Source organism: Campylobacter sp. S4:11 (assembly GCF_024723695.1).
In the GTDB taxonomy this organism is placed as follows: Bacteria; Campylobacterota; Campylobacteria; order Campylobacterales; family Campylobacteraceae; genus Campylobacter_D; species Campylobacter_D jejuni_C.
Map to the genome: position 1 here is coordinate 64,568 of NZ_JANQDC010000006.1, position 20,657 is coordinate 85,224.

The 20,657-nt window shown below is 28.3% G+C and carries 24 protein-coding genes and 1 pseudogene; 9 read left to right on the plus strand and 16 right to left on the minus strand.

All coding sequences use genetic code 11. The features are described from left to right. Window positions 1-39: 39 nt before the first annotated feature. Window positions 40-312, plus strand: coding sequence for a 30S ribosomal protein S15 (gene rpsO / locus CAMP5053_RS03325; RefSeq protein ID WP_039618506.1), 273 nt, complete (start codon window positions 40-42; stop codon window positions 310-312). 188 nt (window positions 313-500) lie between these two features. On the opposite strand, the gene CAMP5053_RS03330 is transcribed toward rpsO, so the two are convergent. The 5 genes from CAMP5053_RS03330 to ilvC are packed head-to-tail and all read right to left on the minus strand — an operon-like array spanning window position 501 to window position 4,609. After that, window positions 501-1,394, minus strand: coding sequence for an RsmB/NOP family class I SAM-dependent RNA methyltransferase (locus tag CAMP5053_RS03330; protein ID WP_337217257.1), 894 nt, complete (start codon window positions 1,392-1,394; stop codon window positions 501-503). After that, window positions 1,381-1,767, minus strand: coding sequence for a Holliday junction resolvase RuvX (gene ruvX, locus CAMP5053_RS03335; RefSeq protein WP_337217258.1), 387 nt, complete (start codon window positions 1,765-1,767; stop codon window positions 1,381-1,383). Before ruvX ends, CAMP5053_RS03330 begins: the two co-directional genes overlap by 14 nt. Continuing rightward, window positions 1,764-2,531, minus strand: coding sequence for a DNA-processing protein DprA (locus tag CAMP5053_RS03340; RefSeq protein WP_337217259.1), 768 nt, complete (start codon window positions 2,529-2,531; stop codon window positions 1,764-1,766). Before CAMP5053_RS03340 ends, ruvX begins: the two co-directional genes overlap by 4 nt. Then, a complete protein-coding gene (locus tag CAMP5053_RS03345; protein ID WP_442863255.1) occupies window positions 2,518-3,576 on the minus strand; it encodes a divergent polysaccharide deacetylase family protein in 1,059 nt (352 codons plus the stop codon). Before CAMP5053_RS03345 ends, CAMP5053_RS03340 begins: the two co-directional genes overlap by 14 nt. Window positions 3,577-3,586: 10 nt before the next feature. Beyond that, on the minus strand, window positions 3,587-4,609 hold the full coding sequence (gene ilvC, locus CAMP5053_RS03350) for a ketol-acid reductoisomerase (protein WP_337217261.1): 1,023 nt from the start codon (window positions 4,607-4,609) through the stop codon (window positions 3,587-3,589). Window positions 4,610-4,716: 107 nt separating this feature from the next. Between ilvC and CAMP5053_RS03355 the strand changes: the two genes are divergently transcribed. The 6 genes from CAMP5053_RS03355 to CAMP5053_RS03380 all read left to right on the plus strand — a co-directional run bounded on the left by CAMP5053_RS03355 (window position 4,717) and on the right by CAMP5053_RS03380 (window position 9,573). After that, window positions 4,717-6,657 (plus strand): RNB domain-containing ribonuclease, encoded by a 1,941-nt coding sequence (locus CAMP5053_RS03355; protein ID WP_261544807.1) that lies wholly within the window; start codon window positions 4,717-4,719, stop codon window positions 6,655-6,657. Beyond that, window positions 6,650-7,615 (plus strand): DNA polymerase III subunit delta, encoded by a 966-nt coding sequence (holA, locus tag CAMP5053_RS03360; RefSeq protein WP_337217262.1) that lies wholly within the window; start codon window positions 6,650-6,652, stop codon window positions 7,613-7,615. The genes CAMP5053_RS03355 and holA overlap by 8 nt, the downstream gene beginning before the upstream one ends. A 90-nt stretch (window positions 7,616-7,705) precedes the next feature. Continuing rightward, window positions 7,706-8,080, plus strand: a complete 375-nt coding sequence (gene rpsF, locus CAMP5053_RS03365) for a 30S ribosomal protein S6 (RefSeq protein WP_012661658.1) — start codon at window positions 7,706-7,708, stop codon at window positions 8,078-8,080. 3 nt (window positions 8,081-8,083) lie between these two features. Beyond that, window positions 8,084-8,611, plus strand: a complete 528-nt coding sequence (locus CAMP5053_RS03370) for a single-stranded DNA-binding protein (RefSeq protein ID WP_087700632.1) — start codon at window positions 8,084-8,086, stop codon at window positions 8,609-8,611. An 11-nt stretch (window positions 8,612-8,622) separates the two neighbouring features. Next, window positions 8,623-8,883, plus strand: a complete 261-nt coding sequence (rpsR, locus tag CAMP5053_RS03375; protein WP_039618521.1) for a 30S ribosomal protein S18 — start codon at window positions 8,623-8,625, stop codon at window positions 8,881-8,883. Window positions 8,884-8,931: 48 nt separating this feature from the next. Next, window positions 8,932-9,573: a MarC family protein gene (locus CAMP5053_RS03380; RefSeq protein ID WP_087700631.1), complete on the plus strand. Its 642-nt coding sequence runs from the start codon at window positions 8,932-8,934 to the stop codon at window positions 9,571-9,573. Here CAMP5053_RS03380 and CAMP5053_RS03385 read toward each other — a convergent pair. Genes CAMP5053_RS03385 through fliW form a run of 5 tightly spaced genes read right to left on the minus strand, consistent with a single transcriptional unit; the run spans window position 9,549 to window position 12,102 of the window. Then, on the minus strand, window positions 9,549-9,977 hold the full coding sequence (locus CAMP5053_RS03385) for a hypothetical protein (RefSeq protein WP_087700630.1): 429 nt from the start codon (window positions 9,975-9,977) through the stop codon (window positions 9,549-9,551). The genes CAMP5053_RS03380 and CAMP5053_RS03385 overlap by 25 nt on opposite strands. Beyond that, window positions 9,974-10,702 (minus strand): type II secretion system protein, encoded by a 729-nt coding sequence (locus CAMP5053_RS03390; protein ID WP_087700629.1) that lies wholly within the window; start codon window positions 10,700-10,702, stop codon window positions 9,974-9,976. Before CAMP5053_RS03390 ends, CAMP5053_RS03385 begins: the two co-directional genes overlap by 4 nt. Next, window positions 10,686-10,982 (minus strand): hypothetical protein, encoded by a 297-nt coding sequence (locus CAMP5053_RS03395; RefSeq protein ID WP_337217263.1) that lies wholly within the window; start codon window positions 10,980-10,982, stop codon window positions 10,686-10,688. Before CAMP5053_RS03395 ends, CAMP5053_RS03390 begins: the two co-directional genes overlap by 17 nt. After that, on the minus strand, window positions 10,979-11,707 hold the full coding sequence (locus CAMP5053_RS03400) for a pyrroline-5-carboxylate reductase (RefSeq protein WP_337217264.1): 729 nt from the start codon (window positions 11,705-11,707) through the stop codon (window positions 10,979-10,981). Before CAMP5053_RS03400 ends, CAMP5053_RS03395 begins: the two co-directional genes overlap by 4 nt. After that, window positions 11,707-12,102 carry a flagellar assembly protein FliW gene (gene fliW, locus CAMP5053_RS03405; protein WP_012661666.1) on the minus strand — a complete coding sequence of 132 codons (396 nt, stop codon included), beginning with the start codon at window positions 12,100-12,102 and terminating at the stop codon, window positions 11,707-11,709. The genes CAMP5053_RS03400 and fliW overlap by 1 nt, the downstream gene beginning before the upstream one ends. Window positions 12,103-12,279: 177 nt before the next feature. Here fliW and CAMP5053_RS03410 point away from each other — a divergent pair, with 177 nt between their 5' ends. Together CAMP5053_RS03410 and lon are read left to right on the plus strand one after the other, a co-directional pair. Then, window positions 12,280-12,936: an outer membrane protein assembly factor BamD gene (locus CAMP5053_RS03410; protein ID WP_214125471.1), complete on the plus strand. Its 657-nt coding sequence runs from the start codon at window positions 12,280-12,282 to the stop codon at window positions 12,934-12,936. Next, a complete protein-coding gene (gene lon, locus CAMP5053_RS03415; RefSeq protein WP_337217265.1) occupies window positions 12,936-15,314 on the plus strand; it encodes an endopeptidase La in 2,379 nt (792 codons plus the stop codon). Before CAMP5053_RS03410 ends, lon begins: the two co-directional genes overlap by 1 nt. Window positions 15,315-15,330: 16 nt before the next feature. Here lon and CAMP5053_RS08625 read toward each other — a convergent pair. From CAMP5053_RS08625 to CAMP5053_RS03445, 6 genes and pseudogenes are all read right to left on the minus strand, one after another. Further along, a pseudogene (locus tag CAMP5053_RS08625) lies at window positions 15,331-16,032 on the minus strand (methyl-accepting chemotaxis protein); the annotation flags it as partial. Window positions 16,033-16,719: 687 nt separating this feature from the next. Next, window positions 16,720-17,211 carry a PAS domain-containing protein gene (locus tag CAMP5053_RS03425; protein WP_214125470.1) on the minus strand — a complete coding sequence of 164 codons (492 nt, stop codon included), beginning with the start codon at window positions 17,209-17,211 and terminating at the stop codon, window positions 16,720-16,722. A gap of 85 nt (window positions 17,212-17,296) precedes the next feature. Next, on the minus strand, window positions 17,297-17,788 hold the full coding sequence (gene cetC / locus CAMP5053_RS03430; protein WP_087700622.1) for an energy taxis response protein CetC: 492 nt from the start codon (window positions 17,786-17,788) through the stop codon (window positions 17,297-17,299). A 43-nt stretch (window positions 17,789-17,831) separates the two neighbouring features. Then, window positions 17,832-19,043: a threonine ammonia-lyase gene (ilvA, locus tag CAMP5053_RS03435; RefSeq protein WP_337217266.1), complete on the minus strand. Its 1,212-nt coding sequence runs from the start codon at window positions 19,041-19,043 to the stop codon at window positions 17,832-17,834. Continuing rightward, the gene (locus tag CAMP5053_RS03440; protein ID WP_337217273.1) at window positions 19,040-19,408 is read right to left on the minus strand and encodes a CoA-binding protein; all 369 of its coding nucleotides are present in this window, start codon (window positions 19,406-19,408) and stop codon (window positions 19,040-19,042) included. Before CAMP5053_RS03440 ends, ilvA begins: the two co-directional genes overlap by 4 nt. A 74-nt stretch (window positions 19,409-19,482) precedes the next feature. Further along, window positions 19,483-20,655 carry an MFS transporter gene (locus CAMP5053_RS03445; RefSeq protein ID WP_337217267.1) on the minus strand — a complete coding sequence of 391 codons (1,173 nt, stop codon included), beginning with the start codon at window positions 20,653-20,655 and terminating at the stop codon, window positions 19,483-19,485. Window positions 20,656-20,657: the final 2 nt, after the last annotated feature.

Below are 20,657 nucleotides of genomic sequence, written 5' to 3' on the forward strand. Positions count from 1 at the left end.
TTACACCTTTTAATTTAAATACCGCTCAGGAGGTCTATTATGGCTTTAGATTCGGCTAAAAAAGCAGAAATAGTTGCAAAATTTGCTAGAAAAGAAGGAGATACAGGTTCTCCAGAAGTTCAAATCGCACTTTTAAGTGCAAGAATTTCAGATTTAACAGAACACTTAAAAATCTACAAAAAAGATTTTTCTTCTCGTTTAGGTCTTTTAAAGCTTGTTGGTCAAAGAAAAAGACTTTTATCTTATCTAAAAAGAAAAGATTATCAAGCTTACACTAAATTAATCAGCGAATTAAACTTAAGAGATAAATAAGCCTCGTGCTTATTTATCTTTAATATATTTTTATTATATTTATTTACTACTACTTTAATTTAAGCTTTCAAAATTTTGATATTTTATTCACAAGAGTTTCACAATGTGAATTTGTCTTCTAAGTATCTAAAAATAGCACTTTAAGTTTTATAAATAAAAATATTTTTCACATTTAAATTTATTGATTTTTAATGTTTTTTCACTTTTGCTATAAAAAACCCATCTGCATAGTCATCTGGCAAAACTCTTTTAGCAAGTGATAAATCAAATTCATCACTTCTTGAGTAAATAAAATTAACATTAGCTAAATCAAAATCAAGCAATTCTAATTTAAAATTTTCATTTCTTAGTGCGTTTTCTAAAACTGCTTCATTTTCTTCTCTTAAAAATGTACAAGTGCTATATACTAACTCGCCACCATGTTTTAAAGCTAACAATGCTGAATGCAAAAGTTTTTTTTGTAAATTTGCTATCTGCTTAATTTCTTTTGTATTTTTTTGTATTTCAAAACCCATTTTTGCAAAAGTTGAGCAAGGTGCATCAAGTAAAATTTTATCAAATTTCAAAGGACAAGCTTTACCTATAGTACGTGCGTCTTTTAAGAAGCATTTTACAATTTTAACTTGATAATTTTCCATAGTTTTTTTTAAGGTAAAAAAACGTGTTTTAGATAATTCACAACTTGCTAAATAACCCTCATTTTGCATAAAATTAGCTAAATTTAAGCTTTTTCCACCAGGAGCTGCGCACATATCTAGCACATTCTCACCGGCTTTAGCACCTAAAGTTTTAGCACATAAGTATGAAGAATAATTTTGTATATAAAACTTGCCCTCATCAAAAGCTTTCATTGAACTTAATTTGCTTTTGAAAATACTAGGTATTTTATAGCAATATGGATCAATTTTTTCAAATTTTATATTTTCATTATTTAAAATTTCTTCTAGTTTTTCATTATCAACAAGTAAGGAATTTCTAAAAATATTAATATATTTTTCTTGATTAAAACTTTGAAGGATTTGTTCTTTTTGCTCTTTTGTATAAATTTCATCTAAAGCTGTATTTAAATCAAGTAAGGCCATAAAAATCCTTTAAAAATAAATACGCAGCTAAAGAATCAAGTTTGCCATCTTTTTTCTTTAAATTCACCATGCCAAGTTCTTGTGCATTTTTAGAACTAAAACTCTCATCAACAAAAAAAATTTCTTTGTCAAATTCAAGTAAGGATATGAAATACTCTATCCTTTTTCGCATTTCATCTTCACTAGATCCACCTAAAGGAATTCCTACTACTAAAGTATTAATATCATACTCTTTGATATATTTTTTTACCTCATTTGCTGCTTGATTACGATTTTTTCTAATAATAGCTTCAAGTGGCATAGCTATACTTTTATTAACACACAAAGCAACACCAATACGCTTTAAACCTATATCTAATGCTAAAGTTTTCATAAGCAAGCTCTTATTTTTACTCCAGATATTTCTACCAAACCCTCAAGTTCATACTCATAAACTCTATCGCCAAATTTTTTTAAAACTTTTTCTAAATCATCTTCATGCTTTAAAAAACTTAACAAATCATCTTCACTTTGCTCTTGATGAAACTCTCCAAACATTTTTACAAATTCTTCAAAATCATGAATTAAATTTGCTTTTTTTGTAGCTAAAAGTAGATTTGTCCCTTCGCTTTCATTTTTCCTATGAGGTAATACATATATAGGTTTATTCATGCTTAAAGCAAGCCTTGCACTTTGCATAGAACCACTTTTTAAATCAGCTTGAGCTATTACAACAACCTCACTTAAAGCAATGATAAGTCTATTTCTTAGTAAAAAATCATAGGGCTTTGCCTTGTAATTTCCTTCATTTTCACTTAAAGCCAAAGCATTTTCATAAATATTTAAAATTTCATTTGTGTTTGCTTTTGGATAAATCTCATCAAGCCCATTAGCAAATATAGCTATAGTTTGAGGATAAGCTATTTTAGCTGCTTGGATATCCACCCCCAAAGCTCCGCCACTTACCACACAAACCTTAGCTTTTTTTAACAAAGTCACCAATTCAACAAGACAATTTTTAGTATAAACACTCATTTTTCTAGAACCTATAATAGCTACTTTTCTAGCATTTAAAAGCTCTAAATTACCTTTATAATAAATCTTTGAAGGTGGATTTAAAAGATTTTTAAAATCTTCAATATTCTCAATAAATTTCATTTAAATACACAAGCTCAACTGAATTTAACAAATCTTTACTTTGCACCAAAGCTTTAAAAGTCTTTTCTCTTGGGTGACCAATAGCGATAGCAAAACCTTTCTTTTTTGCCTCTTCTACTGCTTGTCTGAGTTGGTTTTTAATATATGCTATATCATCTTCATTATCCAAAAAAACATCTCTAGCTATATAAGGTTGTTCAAAATGACTTACTAAATTTTTAGCTTTAGAATTTCCTATGGTTCTTGAATCCACAAAAATAAAATCATTTTGCTTAAAAGCATTAAATAATTTATCCATAGCCTGCTTATTTGCAGTAAATAAACTTCCTGTGTGGTTGTTAATAAATTTTACTTTTGGAAATTGTTCTTTTACAAAAGCTACGCGCTTGCTTATTTTTTCCATATCATCACTAGGGTGTAAAGTATTTAATTCTGCCTTGTCATATTTTATAGCAGCAAGAGGCAAATGTACCATAAAAAAGTCAAAATCCTTTGCAAACTCAGCTGTATAAGGATGGCGTTTATCAGGTGGAAAAAAAGATGGGATTAACTTTAAATTTGTTTTTTTAAGCATATCTACATGAGTGTGACTTGCCATATCATCTATAATAATTGCTAGACGAGGTTTGCTATTTTTTTGCACTAGGGTTTGAGTTTTATTATCCTCATTTTTATCTGATATATTTTGCTCTTTATTGATTAATTCTTTGCTTGTATTTTGATCTATTACTTCTAAAATTAAAGTTTGATTATCCTCTTTAGTTTGATTTAACTCTATATTTGCAGGGCTTAAGTTTAAAATTTCACTAATATTTTTATCTAAAAATTCTAATTTTTCATTTTCTAAAGTTAAATTTATATCATTAAAACTAAAATTATTTTCTTGCTCTATTGTAGGTGACAATGGTTCTTTTTCAGCTATGGTTTGATTGAAATCTAAAACTTTATTTTCTTCTTTTTTTAAAAACAAAGCTCCAAATGCAAAAAGAAAAATTCCAAATATAACAAGACAAAGTGCTAAAAGCACTTTGTGTTTTTTATTTATAGTTTTCAAATTAGTTTTTATCTTTATCAACTAATTTTTTAGCGCTAATCCAAGGCATCATAGCGCGAAGTTCGCGTCCTGTTTTTTCTATCAAAGAATCATTCATTAATTTACGCTCTGCGTGCATTCTTGCAAAATTTGCTCTTCTTTCTAAGATAAAATCTTTAGCAAAACTTCCATTTTGTATATCTTTTAAAACACCTTTCATAGCCTCTTTAGTTTCTTTGGTAATAATCTTAGGCCCTGTGATATAATCTCCATATTCAGCTGTATTAGAAACAGAATATCTCATATCAGCAATACCACCTTGATAAATCAAATCTACAATTAATTTCATTTCATGCAAACACTCAAAATACGCCATTTCAGGTTCATACCCTGCTTCAACTAAGGTTTCAAAACCAGCTTGGATTAAAGCACTAAGTCCTCCACAAAGTACTGCTTGCTCACCAAATAAATCTGTTTCAGTTTCAGCTTTAAAAGTCGTTTCTATAATACCTGTTCTACCACCACCTATAGCACTAGCATAACTTAAAGCTAAATTTTTAGCATTTTTACTCTCATCTTGGTGGATAGCAATTAAACAAGGAGTACCCCCACCTATACTAAATTCATGCCTTACAGTATGACCTGGAGCTTTAGGAGCTATCATAATCACATCTATACCTTTTGGAGCAACAATTTGTCCATAGTGGATATTAAATCCATGTGCAAATGCTAGAGTTTTACCTGCTTTTAATTCAGGTTTAATTTCTTCATTAAAAATTTCACTTTGAATTTCATCAGGAGCTAAAATCATAATCAAATCTGCTTCTTTAGTAGCTTCTTTTACGCTTTTTACTATAAAATTTGCTTTTTGAGCTTTTGCCCAACTTTGCCCACCCTCTTTTAAGCCTATGATAACATTTACACCACTATCTCTTAAATTCATAGCGTGAGCATGACCTTGAGAGCCAAAACCTATAATAGCTACTTTTTTTGATTTTATTAAATTAATATCACAATCTTTATCATAATAAATTGATACAGCCATTATGCACTCCTAAAATTAAAATTAAAGCAAAGATTATAACTAAAAAATATAAATTTAATCCTTTTATGATAAAATTTAAGTTTTGAAAAATTACTATAAAGAGTCTTATGAAAGAATTATTTAATCAACTAAGCTATGGTCTAAATGCTGATGAAATTACCAATAAAAACAAGCAAATCATTAGAGAATTATTAACTTGTGATATTATTAAATTTTATAAAAACAAGTACTATTTAAAAGATGGCTTTACTTTTGGTAAGATTGATATTTCAGTTAATGGAACGGGATTTTTAGAAAGTTTTGATCCTGCTTTTAAGCGTGATTTGCTCATAGAAAATAAAAATTTAAAAGGAGCAAATTATGCTGATATAGTTGTAGCAAAATTACTCCCTCTTAAAAAAAAGCGTCCAAGTGCTAAAGTTATTTTAATACTTAAAAGAGCCCATGAAACTTCTTTGGTTATAACTAAAAGATACGGCGAAGCAGTCCTTGGAGTAAATATTCAAACAGGACTTACATGTGCCTTAAAAGCCTCTCAAAAATCCTTAAAAGCTCTGCCTTTAGGAACTATTTTAAAAGTAGAAAATCATGATAATAATATCACTGAAGTGATAGGGCATATTGATGATGATTTTGTAGATGAAAAAATTTCCTTAGCACTTTTTAATAAAAATGCAGTTTTTGATAATTTATGTGAAAATGAAGCAAGAGCCTATGGAAATAAAGTTGATGCGAGTATGTATCCATCAAGAAAAGATCTTAGAAATTTAAATTTTTGCACCATTGATCCAATTGATGCAAAAGATTTTGATGATGCAATTTATTATGATAAAAACGAGCATGCTATTTATGTAGCCATAGCTGATGTAAGCGCTTATGTGCATGCTTATAGTGCTATTGATAAAGAAGCAAGATCAAGGGGTTTTTCGATTTATTTTCCTCATATTGCCATACCTATGCTACCAAGAGCTTTGAGTGAAAATATTTGCTCACTAAAACCTAACGAAGATAGATTAGCATTTTGTTTTAAAATAAGTTTAGATCAAAACAATGAAGTGATTAAAGAAGAGCTTTTTGAGGCTATTATCAACTCAAAACGCCGTTTTAATTACGATGAAGTTGATGAGTATTTACAAACGCAAGAAGATTTAGGCGCAATCAATTGGCTTTATGAAGTTTTTAAAATCACTCAAAATTTACGCAAAAAACGATTAAAAAATGCTTGTGAGTTTAAAACCCAAGAGCTAAGAATGACTTTAGATGAAAATAATAAACTCATAAAAACACACCTTGAAAATGACACAGCCTCGCATAATTTAATCGAAGATTGCATGCTTTTAGCTAATAAAGCTGCAGCAAAAATCATTGATATAGGAGTTTTTAGAAATCATTTAAGTCCTGATTATAAAAAAATAGATCAATTGCTAGCTGATCTTTCAACACTTAGCATAGATATTAATCCTAAAAATAATGTCATAGAATTATTTAAAGACATTCAAGTCTTAGCAAATGAGCTAAATATAAGAGAAGAAGTAGATAAACTCATCATCAAAGCACAAAAAAAGGCAGAATATTCTAGTGAAAATGCGGGACATTTTGGCTTAGGTTTTGATAAATATACCCATTTTACAAGCCCTATTAGAAGGTATTCTGATCTTATTTTACACAGACTTTTAAAAGCTAAAATCAACAATGATGAAAAAATGTTTAATTATTTGCTTTTAAATATACAAAGTACTTGCGAGGAATTAAGCTTACTAGAAAGAGAAGCAGATAAGGTTGCTTGGTATTTTATGGATAGAAAATTTGCAAGATGGGCAAAAGAAAATATAAGGAAAAAATTTAAAGCTTTGGTGGTTGAAAATCAAAGTTCATTGCAAGTAAAATTAAATGATGAAATTAAAGGAGCTTTGATTACCATCATAGACTCAAGGGCAAATTTATTAGAAAATGTGGAAGTAGAAATCACTGAAGTAGATATTGTTAGTGCTAAAATTTTTGGTAAAATCACTAAACATTTTAGTTTAGAAAGAAACCAAAATGTATAAAAATCAACTCCAAGGCTTACTTAATAGCAATAATTTTCCTAATTATTTCTTACTTTATGGAGCAGATAATTTCCAAATAGAGCTTTATACTAAATTTATTAAAGACAAATACTCTTTTGATGAGAGTTTAAGATTTTATTTTGAAGAATATGATTTTAAGCAAGCCTATGATTATTTATCTAGCGCTTCCTTATTTAGCGAAAGAAAACTATTAGAAATCAAAACTCAAAAGAAAATCCCAAGTAAAGAACTCAAGCAACTTTTACAGCTTTGTCAAAATTCACAAGATAATTATTTTTTACTTGAAATTTATGATGAAAGCTCTAAACAAAGTGAAGCGGAGAAAATTTTTGCTAATAATTTTTGTAGATTTTATAAAGTAAATTCAGCTAAGGAGGGTATGGAATTACTAGCTTTAAAAGCTAAAGAGTTAAATATCAATATTACTCAAAATGCCCTTTATGCTCTTTTTTATAATTTTAATGAAAATTTATATTTAGCAGCTAATGAGTTAAATAAATTTAGTGGTTTAAATATCGATGAAAAAATCATTCAAGAGCATTGTTATAGTTTAAGCACTATTAGCTTTGAAAATTTTTTTGACAAACTAATGCAAAAAAAAGATTTAAGAAATGAACTTGAAAATATTTTAGAAAATTACAATGAAATAGCATTGATTAATGCCTTATATGCAAATTTTTATAGACTTTTTAAAATAGCTTTACATATTAAAATTTATGGAAATTTAGACTTAAAGGAAATTTTAGGCTATGCCCCGCCTATTTCTGTGGCACAAAATCTTCAAAAACAAGCTCTTATGATCAAAATATCGCAATATAAAAATATCTTTTTAATACTTTGTAATTGCGAATACGAATTAAAAAAGAATTCTAAAATAGAAAAAAAAGAGTTTTTAATCGCAACACTTTTGCAACTTAGCTCCATGTTAAAAAGTTAAATTAAGAAAACTTATGGTAGAATAAAATCCGCATTTTATGCGAAATCCTTGCCTAAAAATTTAGGCTTTATATCCACAAGGAGAAATTAAATGAGACATTATGAAGTTTTATTCATATTAAAACCAACACTTACAGAAGAAGAAGTAAGTGCTAAGTTGGAATTCGTAAAAGAAGTCCTTACAAAAAATGGCGCAGAAATTGAAAGCGTAGTTCCAATGGGAACAAGAAAACTTGCGTACAAAATTAAAAAATACGAAAGAGGAACTTATTTTGTAATTTATTTCAAGGCTCCTACAAATTTAATTGCAGAGCTTGAAAGGGTATTAAGAATCACTGAAGAAGTAATTAGATTTTTAATCGTAAAATATGAAAATAAAAAAGAAATTGCAGCTTGGGAAAAACTAAGCAAAGGTATCAAACAAAATAAAAAAGAAATCAAAGCTAGTGAAAGTACAGAAGGCTAATTAATGTTTAATAAAGTCGTTTTAGTAGGTAATCTTACAAGGGATATAGAAATGCGCTATGCTCCATCAGGTAGTGCAATAGGCTCTTCTGCTATAGCTGTAACAAGAAGATTTAGTACAAATACAGGAGAAAAAAGAGAAGAAACCTGCTTTATCGACATTAGTTTTTTTGGTAGAACAGCAGAGATTGCTAATCAATATCTTAACAAAGGTAGTAAAGTTTTAATTGAAGGTCGTTTAAGATTTGAGCAGTGGAGTGATCAAAATGGACAAAATAGATCAAAACACAGTATTCAAGTTGAAAATTTAGAAATGTTAGGTTCAACCGTACAAAATAGTCAGCAAAACAATTTTGACAATCAAAATTATGGTTATAATCAAAATTTTAATCAACAACAAAGCTTTGATCCTTATGCTCAAGTACAAACCAGAACAAACCCATCAAATACTTATCAAAATCCTCAAAAAGAAACTCCTATGAAGGAAATTGATATTGATAAATATGATGATGACACAGAATTACCATTTTAAAGGAAAAAATCATGGCAGAAAAAAGAAAATATTCACGTAAATATTGCAAATACACTGAAGCTAAAGTTGATTTCATCGATTATAAAGATACAGCATTGTTAAAACATGCTTTATCAGAAAGATTTAAAATCATGCCACGCCGTTTAACAGGCACTAGCAAAAAACACCAAGAAATGGTTGAAGTTGCTATTAAACGCGCAAGACATGTAGCGCTGATCCCTTATATCGTAGATAGAAAAGAAGTTGTTACTAATCCTTTTGAAGGATTATAATTAAATCAATCCCAAGCTTTTTAGCTTGGGAAAATAAAAGGTTGTTTTATGTTTTCAGATATAGAATCTGAAATTTATGTTATTTTGCTTGCTTCTGTTGCTATTATAGCAGTTTTAAATCCTTTTGGAAATCTTCCTCAATTTCTCGCAATGACTGAGGGCTTAGATGCTGATACAAGAAAAAAACTTTTTAGAAATATCATTTATACTGCATTTTGTATTGTTTTAGTTTTTTTACTTTCTGGACCGTTTATCATGAAATATTTATTTAAAATAGATATTAATGATTTAAGAGTTGCAGGTGGTTTGATTTTAATCATTATGAGCACTAAAAACTTACTTTTTACTCCATCAAGTTCTCAATTTCAACACTATCAAGGATTAAGCCATAAAGAATTATTAAAAAAAAGTATAGTGCCAATGGCATTTCCTATGCTAGTAGGCCCTGGAACACTTTCTACTATAGTGGTTATTTCAGAAGATCAAAATTTAGCCATAGCTGTAGCTTCTGTATTACTTACCTTTGCTTTTATTTTTGCCTTGTTCCACTTTTCAGCTACTATTGAAAAAGTCATAGGAAAGCTTGTGCTTTATGTTTTTTCACGCATTGCTTTAGTTTTTATTATGGCTATGGGAGTGAAAATGATAGCTATTGGGGTTCAAACTTACATCCAATCTAATTTAGGATAAATAAAAAAACTTTTTTGTAAAAACACTTCTTCATTTACTGTTTTATTATCATTTAATAAAACACTAATATTTATTGCTACAATGCTTTTTGCATTAGCATTATTTGCTATCAATTTGTATCCTTTACACTCACCTAAAGGATAAGCATAATCAATTCGTATTTTTATATTATTATATTCAAAATTATATTCATCTAAACATTCTTTATCCTCCAAATAAGCTTGATATAAAAAATATTTAGAAAGCTCTTTTGCATCATGGAGTAAAATCTTTCCTTGAGTATAAAGAGTTAAATCTTTCATAATTCTTGGAGAATATGAAGAAATTTTTATTATAAATATCATAACAAAAGAGATAAATATAATAAAAGATATTGTATAAATCATAGCAAAAGATTTTTTCATAAAAACATCCACTTAGATAAACATTCATTTTGACTTTTATCGCATATTAAAACTTTTAGTGCCTTATCATCTTGCTTGAAAATAAGCTTTGAAATATTTTGAGCTAGCAAAAAAGATCGTTTGTTATGATTTAAATCATCTATTTGTATATAAATATTTTCATTTTCTAAATACACCCTAATATAAGCATATAAAATAGTATAAAATCCACTAAAATTCTCATTAATAAAATATATTTTCTCTCTATCGCTAACTAGCACTTTATAAATTTTTGAATTTTTTATATCATAAAAATACATATAATCATTAGCATATATTTTTAACTTTTTTTCACTATGCATATCTTTATAATTACTTAAAATTCCTTTAGAACTTCCATTTTCTACAAAATGCAAATTGCTTTTTGGACTAAAAAAACTTTCATTATTTTCTAAAATAACACCACTAAAATTTAACTTTTTTAACGATATATCATAAAAAATATCATCATTTGCACTCATATAACATTCAAAAGAGCTACTTGTCAATGTCACATTTAAACAAGAATGATAAAATTTTTCCATACTAAGCAAAGTTTGGTTTAAATTTAAAAATACTGTGTTGGAATTTTTAATTTTATAACTATGATTATAAAGATGTATAGCCGGATTGCTTAAGATGGTAATCAATACACCCAAGATAACAAGGCTTAGTGCAAGCTCTAACAAGCTAAAAGCTTTTTTCATCTATAAAAGCTTCTTTGTAGGATAAATCTTTTATTTTTAAAGATTTAAGTTTAAACTCATTACTAGTGTATTCTAAAAAGTTATAAGTATTTATATGTATTTCTTTTGCTTTATATGAAGGAATTTTCTTTAGCAATTCTTTTTCTTCATTAAAAAGGGTTTGATTTTGCCATATAACATTTAAAGATTTATTTGCAAATACAAGATAATAAGATCCAAAAATAAAAGATAAAATTACAATACAAAAAGCAAGCTCTAGGAGACTAAAAGCTTGCTTCATTTATTTAAACTTGCATTAAAAGCTTCAAAAAAGGCACCGCGTAAAGCTCTTTTTTCTAAAGCTTCAATTCCTTTTATAGTTACTCCTGCTGGAGAACAAATTTTTTCTTTAATAATAGCAGGATGAGCATGATTAAACAAAGCACTAAAGCTTTCAAAACTTGCACGAGTAAGCTCATAACTAAGCTCATTTTTTAAACCATTTTTCACACCTGCATTAGCTAAACTTTCTGCTACCAAAGCCAAAAATGCAGGAGCACAACCACTCAAAACCATAGCTATATCAAATTCTTTTTCATTTTGCAAACTTATGGCTTTACCAAAAGTATTTAGCAAAGATAAAATTTCATCTTTAAATAAATCTTTTTCCATTAAATAAGCAGTTGTAGAAGCTTTAAATTCGGCTGCTGTATTTGGCATAATTTTCACATAATTTTGTGCATCAATACAATGAAGCCGCTCAAAAGTAGTGTTTGCTAAAACCGAAATGAGCCACTTTGCCTTGCCTTTTAATTTAACAGCTACTTCTTCTAATGCATAAGGTTTAAAAGCCAAAATAATATTTTTATTATCCATATCAAACTCATCATACGATAATACTTTTAAATTTAAACCACTGGCTTTTTTTAAATCCCTAGCAACAATAACTACTTTATAAGTATCCTCTAAACCTTTAGCTATAGCACTTGCCATAGCACCATTTCCTAAAATATAAATTTCAGACATTATTTTGTTTGTTTAATAAAAGCTGAAATCTTTTCAGACTGAAAATAATTAGGATATTTGCTTGTATCTAAAATCACTTGCACTAAAGAGTTATTATCATAATTCATCACAACAGGTGCTAAAAAATTTACCGTAGATTCTTCTAATGGCTCATTAATAGCCACTATAACAAACACACCAAAATTAGTTTGCTCATTTAAAGCTAATAATTCTTGATAATAATCAGGCACTTCAAAATCATAATCAGGACGGATCATATAAGGATCAATCATCACAAAAGAAAAATCTTTACCATCAAGGCTTTTAAGTCTATAAAAAACCTCGTCTATTTTATAAAAGTTCATATTTTTGGTATCTTCAAACCCTAAAATAGGACATTTAACCTCTAAGTTCATCTTGCCTCCTAAAATCTATTGACTAAGAAATTACAACTCATAAAGCAATTTTAGTTCCAACTTTAAAATTACACTAATTAAAAGTTTTTGAATATAATTTTAGTTTTAAAAATTAACATTTTCATAAACATAAAAACACTATAATTATAAATTATCAAAAATTTATAAGGTAACACTATGAAAAAACTTTTTATTTTTTCACTTATTATTGCGAGTTTATTTTTAGGGGCATGCAGCTCAAAAAAAGCTGAAGATTTATATAATCTAAGCTCAATGGAATGGTATCAACAAATTATAAAAGATTTGCAAGAAAAAAATCTTGAAGCAGCTGATAAACACTATACTTCAATGGCAGCTGAGCATATTGCTGATCCATTATTAGAGCAAACTTTACTTATATTAGCTCAAGCTCATATAAGCGAAGAAGAATATGAAATGGCAAATTTTTATCTTGATGAATACTTAAATAAATTTGGTGATTCAAAAAATGTAGCTTATATAAGATATTTAAAAATCAAAGCCAAATTCGACTCTTTTGCTGTGCCAAATCGCAACCAAGCACTAATGCTAAAAACAATAGAAGAAATCAATGAATACAATCAAAACTACCCTAATGTGCAATATAATGATCTAATTGACACCATGCTTACTAAATTTAATCTTGCAGTTTTTTATCTTGATACAAGTATAGCAGAGTTGTACGAGAAAAAAAATAGAGAGCAAAGCTATGAGATTTATAAGCAAAAAATAGAAAATTCCGATTTTAATAAAATCGATATGATCAAACCAGAACTTCCATGGTATAGAAAAATATTTGAAGAAGGTATAATGTAATGAAATTAGAAAATACTCAAAACTATCCGACAAAACTTCCTGTTCTTGTGGAAGATGAGCTTTTTTTATACCCTTTTATGATAACACCGATTTTTTTAAATGACATGCAAAATATCAAAGCCTTAGATACTGCTTTGCAAAATGAAAGCATGATTTTTGTAGCGCCATCAAAAATTGAAGGTGGGCGTGGTTTTGATGATATTTATGATTGCGGGGTAATAGGGACTATAATGAGAAAAGTTCCACTGCCTGATGGTAGGATTAAAATTTTATTTCAAGGTTATGCTAAAGCTAAGATTATTGAGAAGATCTCAGATGATCCTTTATTTGCTCTAGTTGATTTAATCCACCAAGAACCATTATGCAACACAAAAAAAGAGGCTATCATTGAAGTAGTAAGAGAAAAGGCTAAAGCTTTATCTACTGTGAGTCATTATTTTCCACCTGATCTTTTAAGAACCATAGAAGAAGATGTTGAGCCTAGTAGAATTTGTGATTTGATACTAAATTCTATCAAAATCAAAAAGCAGCAAGCATATGAATTTTTTATTGAAACAAACTTGGAAACAAAACTTTTAAATTTAATTGATCATTTAGCTAAAGAAATTGAAGCAAATAAAATCCAAAAAGAAATCAAAAACAAAGTTCATTCTAAAATAGACAAAGTCAATAAAGAATATTTCTTAAAAGAACAACTCAAACAAATTCAAAGAGAACTTGGAAGTGATATACAAAAAGAAAGTGAAGTAGAAGAATATAATAAAAAATTAGAAAAGAAAAAAGCTTTTATGTATGAAGAAGCTTACAAAGAAATCAAAAAACAAATTCAAAAATATGAAAGAATTCATCAAGATAATTCAGAAGCATCTATGGTGCAAACTTACATAGAGACAGTTTTAGATATACCTTTTGAGCACTCTTCAAAGAAAAAACTTAATTTAAAAGATGTGTCTTCACAGCTTAACAGTGATCATTATGCATTAGAAAAACCAAAAGAACGCATTGAAGAATACTTTGCCGTTAAAGAACTTTTAGAAAAACGCAAAATCAAAGATAGAGATGGTGCTAAAGTTATTTTATGTTTAGTTGGACCTCCAGGTGTTGGTAAAACTTCTTTAGCAAATTCGGTCGCAAAAGCACTAAAAAGAGAGTTGGTGCGCATAGCTTTAGGCGGTTTAGAGGATGTTAATGAATTAAGAGGACATAGAAGAACCTATATAGGAGCTATGCCAGGACGTATTATACAAGGACTTATAGAAGCTAAACAAAGCAATCCTGTTGTTGTGCTTGATGAAATTGACAAACTAAGTCGCAACCATAGAGGAGATCCAAGTGCGGTTTTACTTGAAATCTTAGATCCTGAACAAAATACTAAATTTAGGGATTATTATCTAAATTTCAACATCGATTTAAGTAAAATCATTTTCATAGCTACTGCAAATGATGCAAGCTTAATACCTGCTGCTTTAAAAGATAGAATGGAATTTATAGAGCTTAGCTCTTACACTCCTCAAGAAAAATTCCAAATAGCCAAAAACTATCTCATACCTGATGAAATAAAAAAACATGGACTCAAGGAAAAAGAAATTAGCTTTGATGATGATGCTATAGAATTAATAGTAAATGAATATACTAGAGAATCAGGTGTAAGAAATTTAAGAAGAAAGATTGCTGAAGTTTGTAGAAAATGTGTTAAAAAACTTCTTTTAGAGGAAAATACTAAACACATTCAAATCAATACTAAAAATTTAAAAGATTTTTTAAGCAAAAAAGTCTTTGAAATAGAAAAACATGAAAAAGAAAACAAAATCGGACAAGTAAATGGACTTGCATGGACTGCAGTGGGTGGAGATGTATTAAAAATAGAAACTATTAAAATCAAAGGTAAAGGCGAGCTAACTCTTACAGGAAGTTTGGGTGATGTAATGAAAGAATCAGCAAAAATTGCCCAAAGTCTTATTAAAAATTTAATTGATGAAAAGCAAATTATAGTACCTGAAAATCTTTTTTATAAAGAAAATGAGAGTGTTTACAATCAATATAATCTTCATATTCATGTTCCAGATGGCGCAACACCAAAAGATGGACCAAGTGCAGGCATAACAATTACTACAGCTATTGCTTCTATTTTTAGTGATAAAAAAGTAAGATCTGATGTTGCAATGACAGGAGAGATTGACTTAATGGGTAATGTTTTACCAATAGGTGGCTTAAAAGAAAAATTAATTGCTGCTTACAAAGCTGATATTAAAACGGCCATAATCCCACATAAAAATTACGAAAGAGACTTAAAAGATATCCCAGAGGAAGTAATAGAAAATATGAAAATAATTGGGGTAAAAACTTTAAATGAAGTATTAAAAATAGCTCTTGTGTAAAAAAACTAGAAGCTTATTAAGCTTCTAGTTTATCCATAATCAACTTGCTGTCTTTTTCTAACTCTCTTATATCACTAATAATTGAATCATAATCTTCTTTTGTTATATTTTCTTTTTTAGCTACTTCTATGGCTTTATTTGCAGAATGTTGTATTTTTTCACTTTTAGAGTCCATTTCGCTTTGAGAAATTAAAGGACAGAAAATACTTTTAGCATCTTCATCTTTACATAAAGTAGAAATAGGATCTAAATTTTGAAGTTTCTCTTGTGAACCGTTAAGTGTTAAATATACATCTGATTTATATAAAATATGATCTATTTTCATAGCTGATAAAGTCAAATCAGAAGCAAAATTAACAAATTCTTTTCCTAAATGGGAACTTTTATCCTCTAATTCCCTAAATGCTTCACTAAAATCAGCAATTTTACTATTAGAAGAATTTGCAATATCAAATACCTTTTCACTATTTTCTTGTATAGAGCTAATTTCCTGATTCATTACTTGAATTGCTAAAGTAATCTCACCTGTTGCTTTTTGAGTTTTTTCTGCAAGTTGCCTTACTTCATCCGCAACCACCGCAAAACCTCTACCATGCTCTCCTGCACGAGCAGCCTCAATAGCCGCATTTAGTGCAAGAAGATTGGTTTGATCTGCTATATCTCTAATAACTTCAACAATCGCATTAATGCTTTGAGCATTTGAAGCAAAAGTATCAACAGCGTTTTTACTTTCATCAGCTACCTGCATCATAGAAGAAATTGAATCTTGCAAGTTGCCAACCTCTAGACCATTTTTTTGAGCAGTATCTGAAATAATCTTAATATCACCAAAAACTTCTCTCATTAATTTAATAATCCCGTTTAATGCAGAAGATAAATCATTTAAATTTTTATTTTGACTATTTAAACTTAAATCCATCAATTCTCTCGATAAAGCATTTTTAAAAACAGATTTTCCTGTTTTTTCTATATCATCCAAAGCTTTATTGATAAAATTAATATTATGAACAAAAATTCCTTTTAAACCTTCAGGAATAGCCCTTCTAAAATATTCTCCTTTTTGCGAACAAGCAATAGAAGTATTAATTTCTCTCAAATAAGCTTCTAAACCATCTATAGTATTGTTAAGATTATCCGCAATTTCTTTTAGTTTTTTATTATTGCATTTAATATATACAATTCTTGAATCAAAATTACCATTTTTTAGCTCTCTGCTGAGATGTAAAATTTTATCACTAAATTCCTCTTCCTTTTTTAAGATAAATAAATTGCATATAAGCAACAAAAACAAAACTAAAAAAAATCCAGAGGAAATAAATTCTGTAAAAAACAAAGAAATTCCACAGCCTAACATACTTAAAATAATACCGATAAACATAATATTTTTCATAAAAATCCTTTTTAGTTATTTTTGAATTTCCATCATTAGTTCATTATAAGTCATTCCATAAGATTTCACTATTGTTTCCAACTCTTCAATCCCGGATTTAACACCATTATCCTTTTCTTTCACTAAAAGTATCTTATATATTTCTTCCATTGTCTTAATGGCTTCTGTTTTTGGTTTTCTTCTTACTGAATAATAATTCAAAATACTTCCGTTTGTATCACACGAAGCAGTAACATTAGCAAATACCCAATAATAATCATTATATTTTGTTTTATTTTTTACAAAAGCAAAAACTTCTTTTTTAAGTTGAATGTTATCCCATAAATATTTAAAAACCGTTCTTGGCATATCAGGATGACGCATAATACTATGAGGTTTGTATAAGATTTCATCTATTTTATAATCAGAATATTTCAAAAAATCCTCATTTGCATAAATAATCTCACCTTTTAAATTTGTTTTTGATGTTATCAAAACATCTGATGTTAGAATTTTTTCTACAGACATAATTTGATCTCCTCAGTTTTAATCAAAAAAGAGAGTGATTATATCTTATATACAAACAACAATTTATAAATAAAATTTATAAAAATCACTTTTGAAGCTCTAAGATTAGCTGATTATAACTCATACCATAAGAGCTAACTATTTTAACAAGCTCATCAACTCCAGCTTTTATACCGCCCTTTTCCTCAGCCTCTAAAAGAATTTTATACACTTGCTCTATTGTCGGTATAGCTTCTCTTTTAGGTTTTCTTCTTACTGAATAATAATTTATAATATTTCCTTGCTCATCAAACGAAGCCGTAACATTAGTAAAAACCCAATAATAATCATTTTGTTTGGTTTTATTTTTTACAAAAGCAAAAATTTCTCTCCCATCTTGTATATAATCCCACAAACACTTAAAAACAGTTCTTGGCATATCAGGATGACGCACAATATTATGAGGTTTGTATAAGATTTCTTCCATTTTATAACCTGCATATTTCAAAAAATCATCATTAGCGTAAATAATATCCCCTTTTAAATCTGTTTTAGAGGTTATTAAAGTATCTGGCTCTAAAATTTTTTCTTGCGACATTTTTTTTCCTATTATTTATTTACAAAATATTATATTTTATTTATCATAAAATTTCATTGAAATTAAAACCTTTGTCATAAAGTATTTTTCTAACTAAATCTTGATGTTCCTTTCCTTTAGTTTCTAAGGTAATTGAAATCATCGCATCGCCATATTCAAGCTTGGTTGAAAATCTATCATAGTCAATTTTAACTATATTAGCTTGAGCCTCTTTAATCGCATCACTTAAAGCACTTAAAGCACCTGGTTTATCAATCAAAGTAACGTTGATAAGCATTTTTCTAAATGCCTTAAACAAACCTTTTTCTATGATAATATTTAACATTTGCACATCAATATTTCCACCACTTAAAATCACACCGATTTTTTTATGATTTTTTAAATCTATTTTTTTATGCAAAAGTGCAGCAACTGCTGATGCTCCAGCACCTTCAACTGTGATTTTATGTTTTTCAAGTAAATACAATACTGCATTAGCTATTTCTTCATCATCAACTTGAATAAAATCATCAACACATTCAAGAATAATATCAAAATTAATTTTATTCACATCACGCACTGCTATACCATCAGCTATAGTTCTAACAGCTTTTGAATTGATTATTTTTTTACTTTTAAAACTCTCATACATAGCAGGAGCTCCCTTAGCACTCACTCCGATAACTTTTACAGCAGGATTAATTTGCTTAGCGGCACTTGCCACACCGCTAATCAAACCTCCCCCACCAACTGGAGCCAAAATCATATCTAAATCACTTATTTCATCAAGCATTTCAAGCATTAAAGTACCCTGCCCCGCTATAATACTTTCATTTTCAAAAGGATGAATAAAATTTAAATGATGTTCTTTAGCATAATTTAACGCATAAGCATAAGCCTCATCAAAATTATCTCCTTTTAAAATCACTTTTGCACCTAAATTTTTAGTCGCACTTACTTTTAGCAAAGGTGTAGCTTCAGGCATAACAATCACAGCTTCTATCCCAAATTTTTTAGCACTAATTGCAACTCCTTGTGCATGATTTCCAGCGCTTGCAGCTATTACACCTGCTTGCTTTTGTTCTTTACTTAAATTAGCAATAGCATTATAAGCACCTCTGATTTTATAAGCACCTGTTTTTTGTAAATTTTCACATTTTAAAAAAACATCAGTTTCCAAAAACTCACTTAAAAAAGAAGAGTACACCAAAGGGGTTTTTAATACAAAATCTGCAATTTTTTGCTTTGCTTGATAAATTTTATTTAACTCAATCATGATTTACCTTTTTTATCTAATTCTATTTTAATACAACGATCTTGAACACAATTTATACCAAATTTTTTACATTTTTGCATTATTTCATCGTTAATAATACCAAGTTGCATCCAAAAATTTTTAACATTTTTAGCTAAAAGATCTTCAAAAATTTCATTTGCGTAACTTGCTTTTCTAAACATTACAACCGTGTCGATTTCAAAAGAAATTTCCCTTAAATTTCTATAAACTTTCTCGTTTAAAATAAAATCTTCTTTAGGATAGATGGGATAAATTTTATAACCTAAATCTTGTAAATATTTGCTTACAAAATACGAAGGTTTTTCTTGATTAGGACTAAGTCCTATAATGGCGATATTTTTCATAGAACTTAGTATTTTATGACTATCGCTCAATGCTTTTTCCTTATTTTAAAAAAAGCATTGTATCTAAAATAAAATTAACAAAAAGTTTTTTTAACTATTAATAAATAATATAAAACAAAAGCAAACAAAACAAGTACAGCACAAAGTGCATAGACATTAGCAAAACCTATACTTGGTTCAACAATACCCAACAAATAAGGACTAACTCCTATGCCAAAATCCAAAGATAGAAAAAAAGTAGAATTAGCTAACCCCATTTTTTCTTTAGGAGCTAGTTTGATAGCCAAAGCTTGTGCACTTGAAGTAGCATTTGCATAACCTAGTGCACAAAATATACCGGCGATAATAATCATATAAAAATTTTTTGCAAACGCAAGTAAAAGTAAACACAATATAAAACTAAATAATGAAAAAATTATTACAATATTAGCTCCATGTTTATCAAATACCTTTCCAGCAAGAGGTCTAAAAACTATAGAAAATCCAGCATATATTACAAAAAACATAGATCCAGCAAAGCTTAAATTTAAACTTTGAGTATAAGCACTCATATAAGCTATAATAGCTCCAAAAGGACATGCGATCAAAAAAGTAATCAAAGCTAAATTTAAAACTGATTTTTCAAAATAATTATAAATACTAAATTTTCTTTTTACATGATAATGTTTTTCAAATCTTCTTACTTTTAAAAAAATTGATAAAACTAATGCAAAGATAATACTCACACTTGCAATTAAAAAGCTTAGTTGAAATAAGTTGATAGAGTCAAGTTTTATGGCCAAAAAAGGTCCTAAAGCTGAAGTTAAAACAACACTCGTAGCATAATACCCTATACCAATTCCTCTTTTATTACTAGGTATTATTCTAGCAATAGCTGCCCCACAAGCACAAGAACAAATTCCATAGCAAACTCCAGCTAAAAAGCGTATCAATACCAAAAAATACACATTATAAAATTTCAAATACATTAAATTAATAAAAAGATAAAATAAAAGTGAAAATATAATCACTTTTTTTATATTAATACCATCAATAATAGAACCAAAATAAAGTCTAGAAAGCAAAGCACCTATAACAAAAGCACCCATTATAAGTCCTGCGGTGCTAGTTTGAAGATTTAAAACACCCAAAACATAATCTGTACTAGAAATAGTACTCATATAAAAAACAAGACAAATAACAAAATTTATCCCAAAAATACAGAAAAAATTTACATTAAATAAATTATATTTCTTACTAAGACCCATGA

Coding starts and splice junctions, on each gene's coding strand:
- CAMP5053_RS03385 (WP_087700630.1), bottom strand. CDS start 9,977: ATGAAAAAATCTTTTGCTATGATTTATACAATATCTTTTATTATATTT.
- CAMP5053_RS03445 (WP_337217267.1), bottom strand. CDS start 20,655: ATGGGTCTTAGTAAGAAATATAATTTATTTAATGTAAATTTTTTCTGT.
- CAMP5053_RS03330 (WP_337217257.1), bottom strand. CDS start 1,394: ATGGCCTTACTTGATTTAAATACAGCTTTAGATGAAATTTATACAAAA.
- fliW (WP_012661666.1), bottom strand. CDS start 12,102: ATGAACTTAGAGGTTAAATGTCCTATTTTAGGGTTTGAAGATACCAAA.
- rpsF (WP_012661658.1), top strand. CDS start 7,706: ATGAGACATTATGAAGTTTTATTCATATTAAAACCAACACTTACAGAA.
- lon (WP_337217265.1), top strand. CDS start 12,936: ATGAAATTAGAAAATACTCAAAACTATCCGACAAAACTTCCTGTTCTT.
- rpsO (WP_039618506.1), top strand. CDS start 40: ATGGCTTTAGATTCGGCTAAAAAAGCAGAAATAGTTGCAAAATTTGCT.
- CAMP5053_RS03395 (WP_337217263.1), bottom strand. CDS start 10,982: ATGAAGCAAGCTTTTAGTCTCCTAGAGCTTGCTTTTTGTATTGTAATT.
- CAMP5053_RS03425 (WP_214125470.1), bottom strand. CDS start 17,211: ATGTCTGTAGAAAAAATTCTAACATCAGATGTTTTGATAACATCAAAA.
- rpsR (WP_039618521.1), top strand. CDS start 8,623: ATGGCAGAAAAAAGAAAATATTCACGTAAATATTGCAAATACACTGAA.
- CAMP5053_RS03440 (WP_337217273.1), bottom strand. CDS start 19,408: ATGAAAAATATCGCCATTATAGGACTTAGTCCTAATCAAGAAAAACCT.
- holA (WP_337217262.1), top strand. CDS start 6,650: ATGTATAAAAATCAACTCCAAGGCTTACTTAATAGCAATAATTTTCCT.
- CAMP5053_RS03340 (WP_337217259.1), bottom strand. CDS start 2,531: ATGAAATTTATTGAGAATATTGAAGATTTTAAAAATCTTTTAAATCCA.
- CAMP5053_RS03355 (WP_261544807.1), top strand. CDS start 4,717: ATGAAAGAATTATTTAATCAACTAAGCTATGGTCTAAATGCTGATGAA.
- ilvC (WP_337217261.1), bottom strand. CDS start 4,609: ATGGCTGTATCAATTTATTATGATAAAGATTGTGATATTAATTTAATA.
- ilvA (WP_337217266.1), bottom strand. CDS start 19,043: ATGATTGAGTTAAATAAAATTTATCAAGCAAAGCAAAAAATTGCAGAT.
- ruvX (WP_337217258.1), bottom strand. CDS start 1,767: ATGAAAACTTTAGCATTAGATATAGGTTTAAAGCGTATTGGTGTTGCT.
- CAMP5053_RS03390 (WP_087700629.1), bottom strand. CDS start 10,702: ATGAAAAAAGCTTTTAGCTTGTTAGAGCTTGCACTAAGCCTTGTTATC.
- CAMP5053_RS03380 (WP_087700631.1), top strand. CDS start 8,932: ATGTTTTCAGATATAGAATCTGAAATTTATGTTATTTTGCTTGCTTCT.
- cetC (WP_087700622.1), bottom strand. CDS start 17,788: ATGTCGCAAGAAAAAATTTTAGAGCCAGATACTTTAATAACCTCTAAA.
- CAMP5053_RS03370 (WP_087700632.1), top strand. CDS start 8,084: ATGTTTAATAAAGTCGTTTTAGTAGGTAATCTTACAAGGGATATAGAA.
- CAMP5053_RS03400 (WP_337217264.1), bottom strand. CDS start 11,707: ATGTCTGAAATTTATATTTTAGGAAATGGTGCTATGGCAAGTGCTATA.
- CAMP5053_RS03410 (WP_214125471.1), top strand. CDS start 12,280: ATGAAAAAACTTTTTATTTTTTCACTTATTATTGCGAGTTTATTTTTA.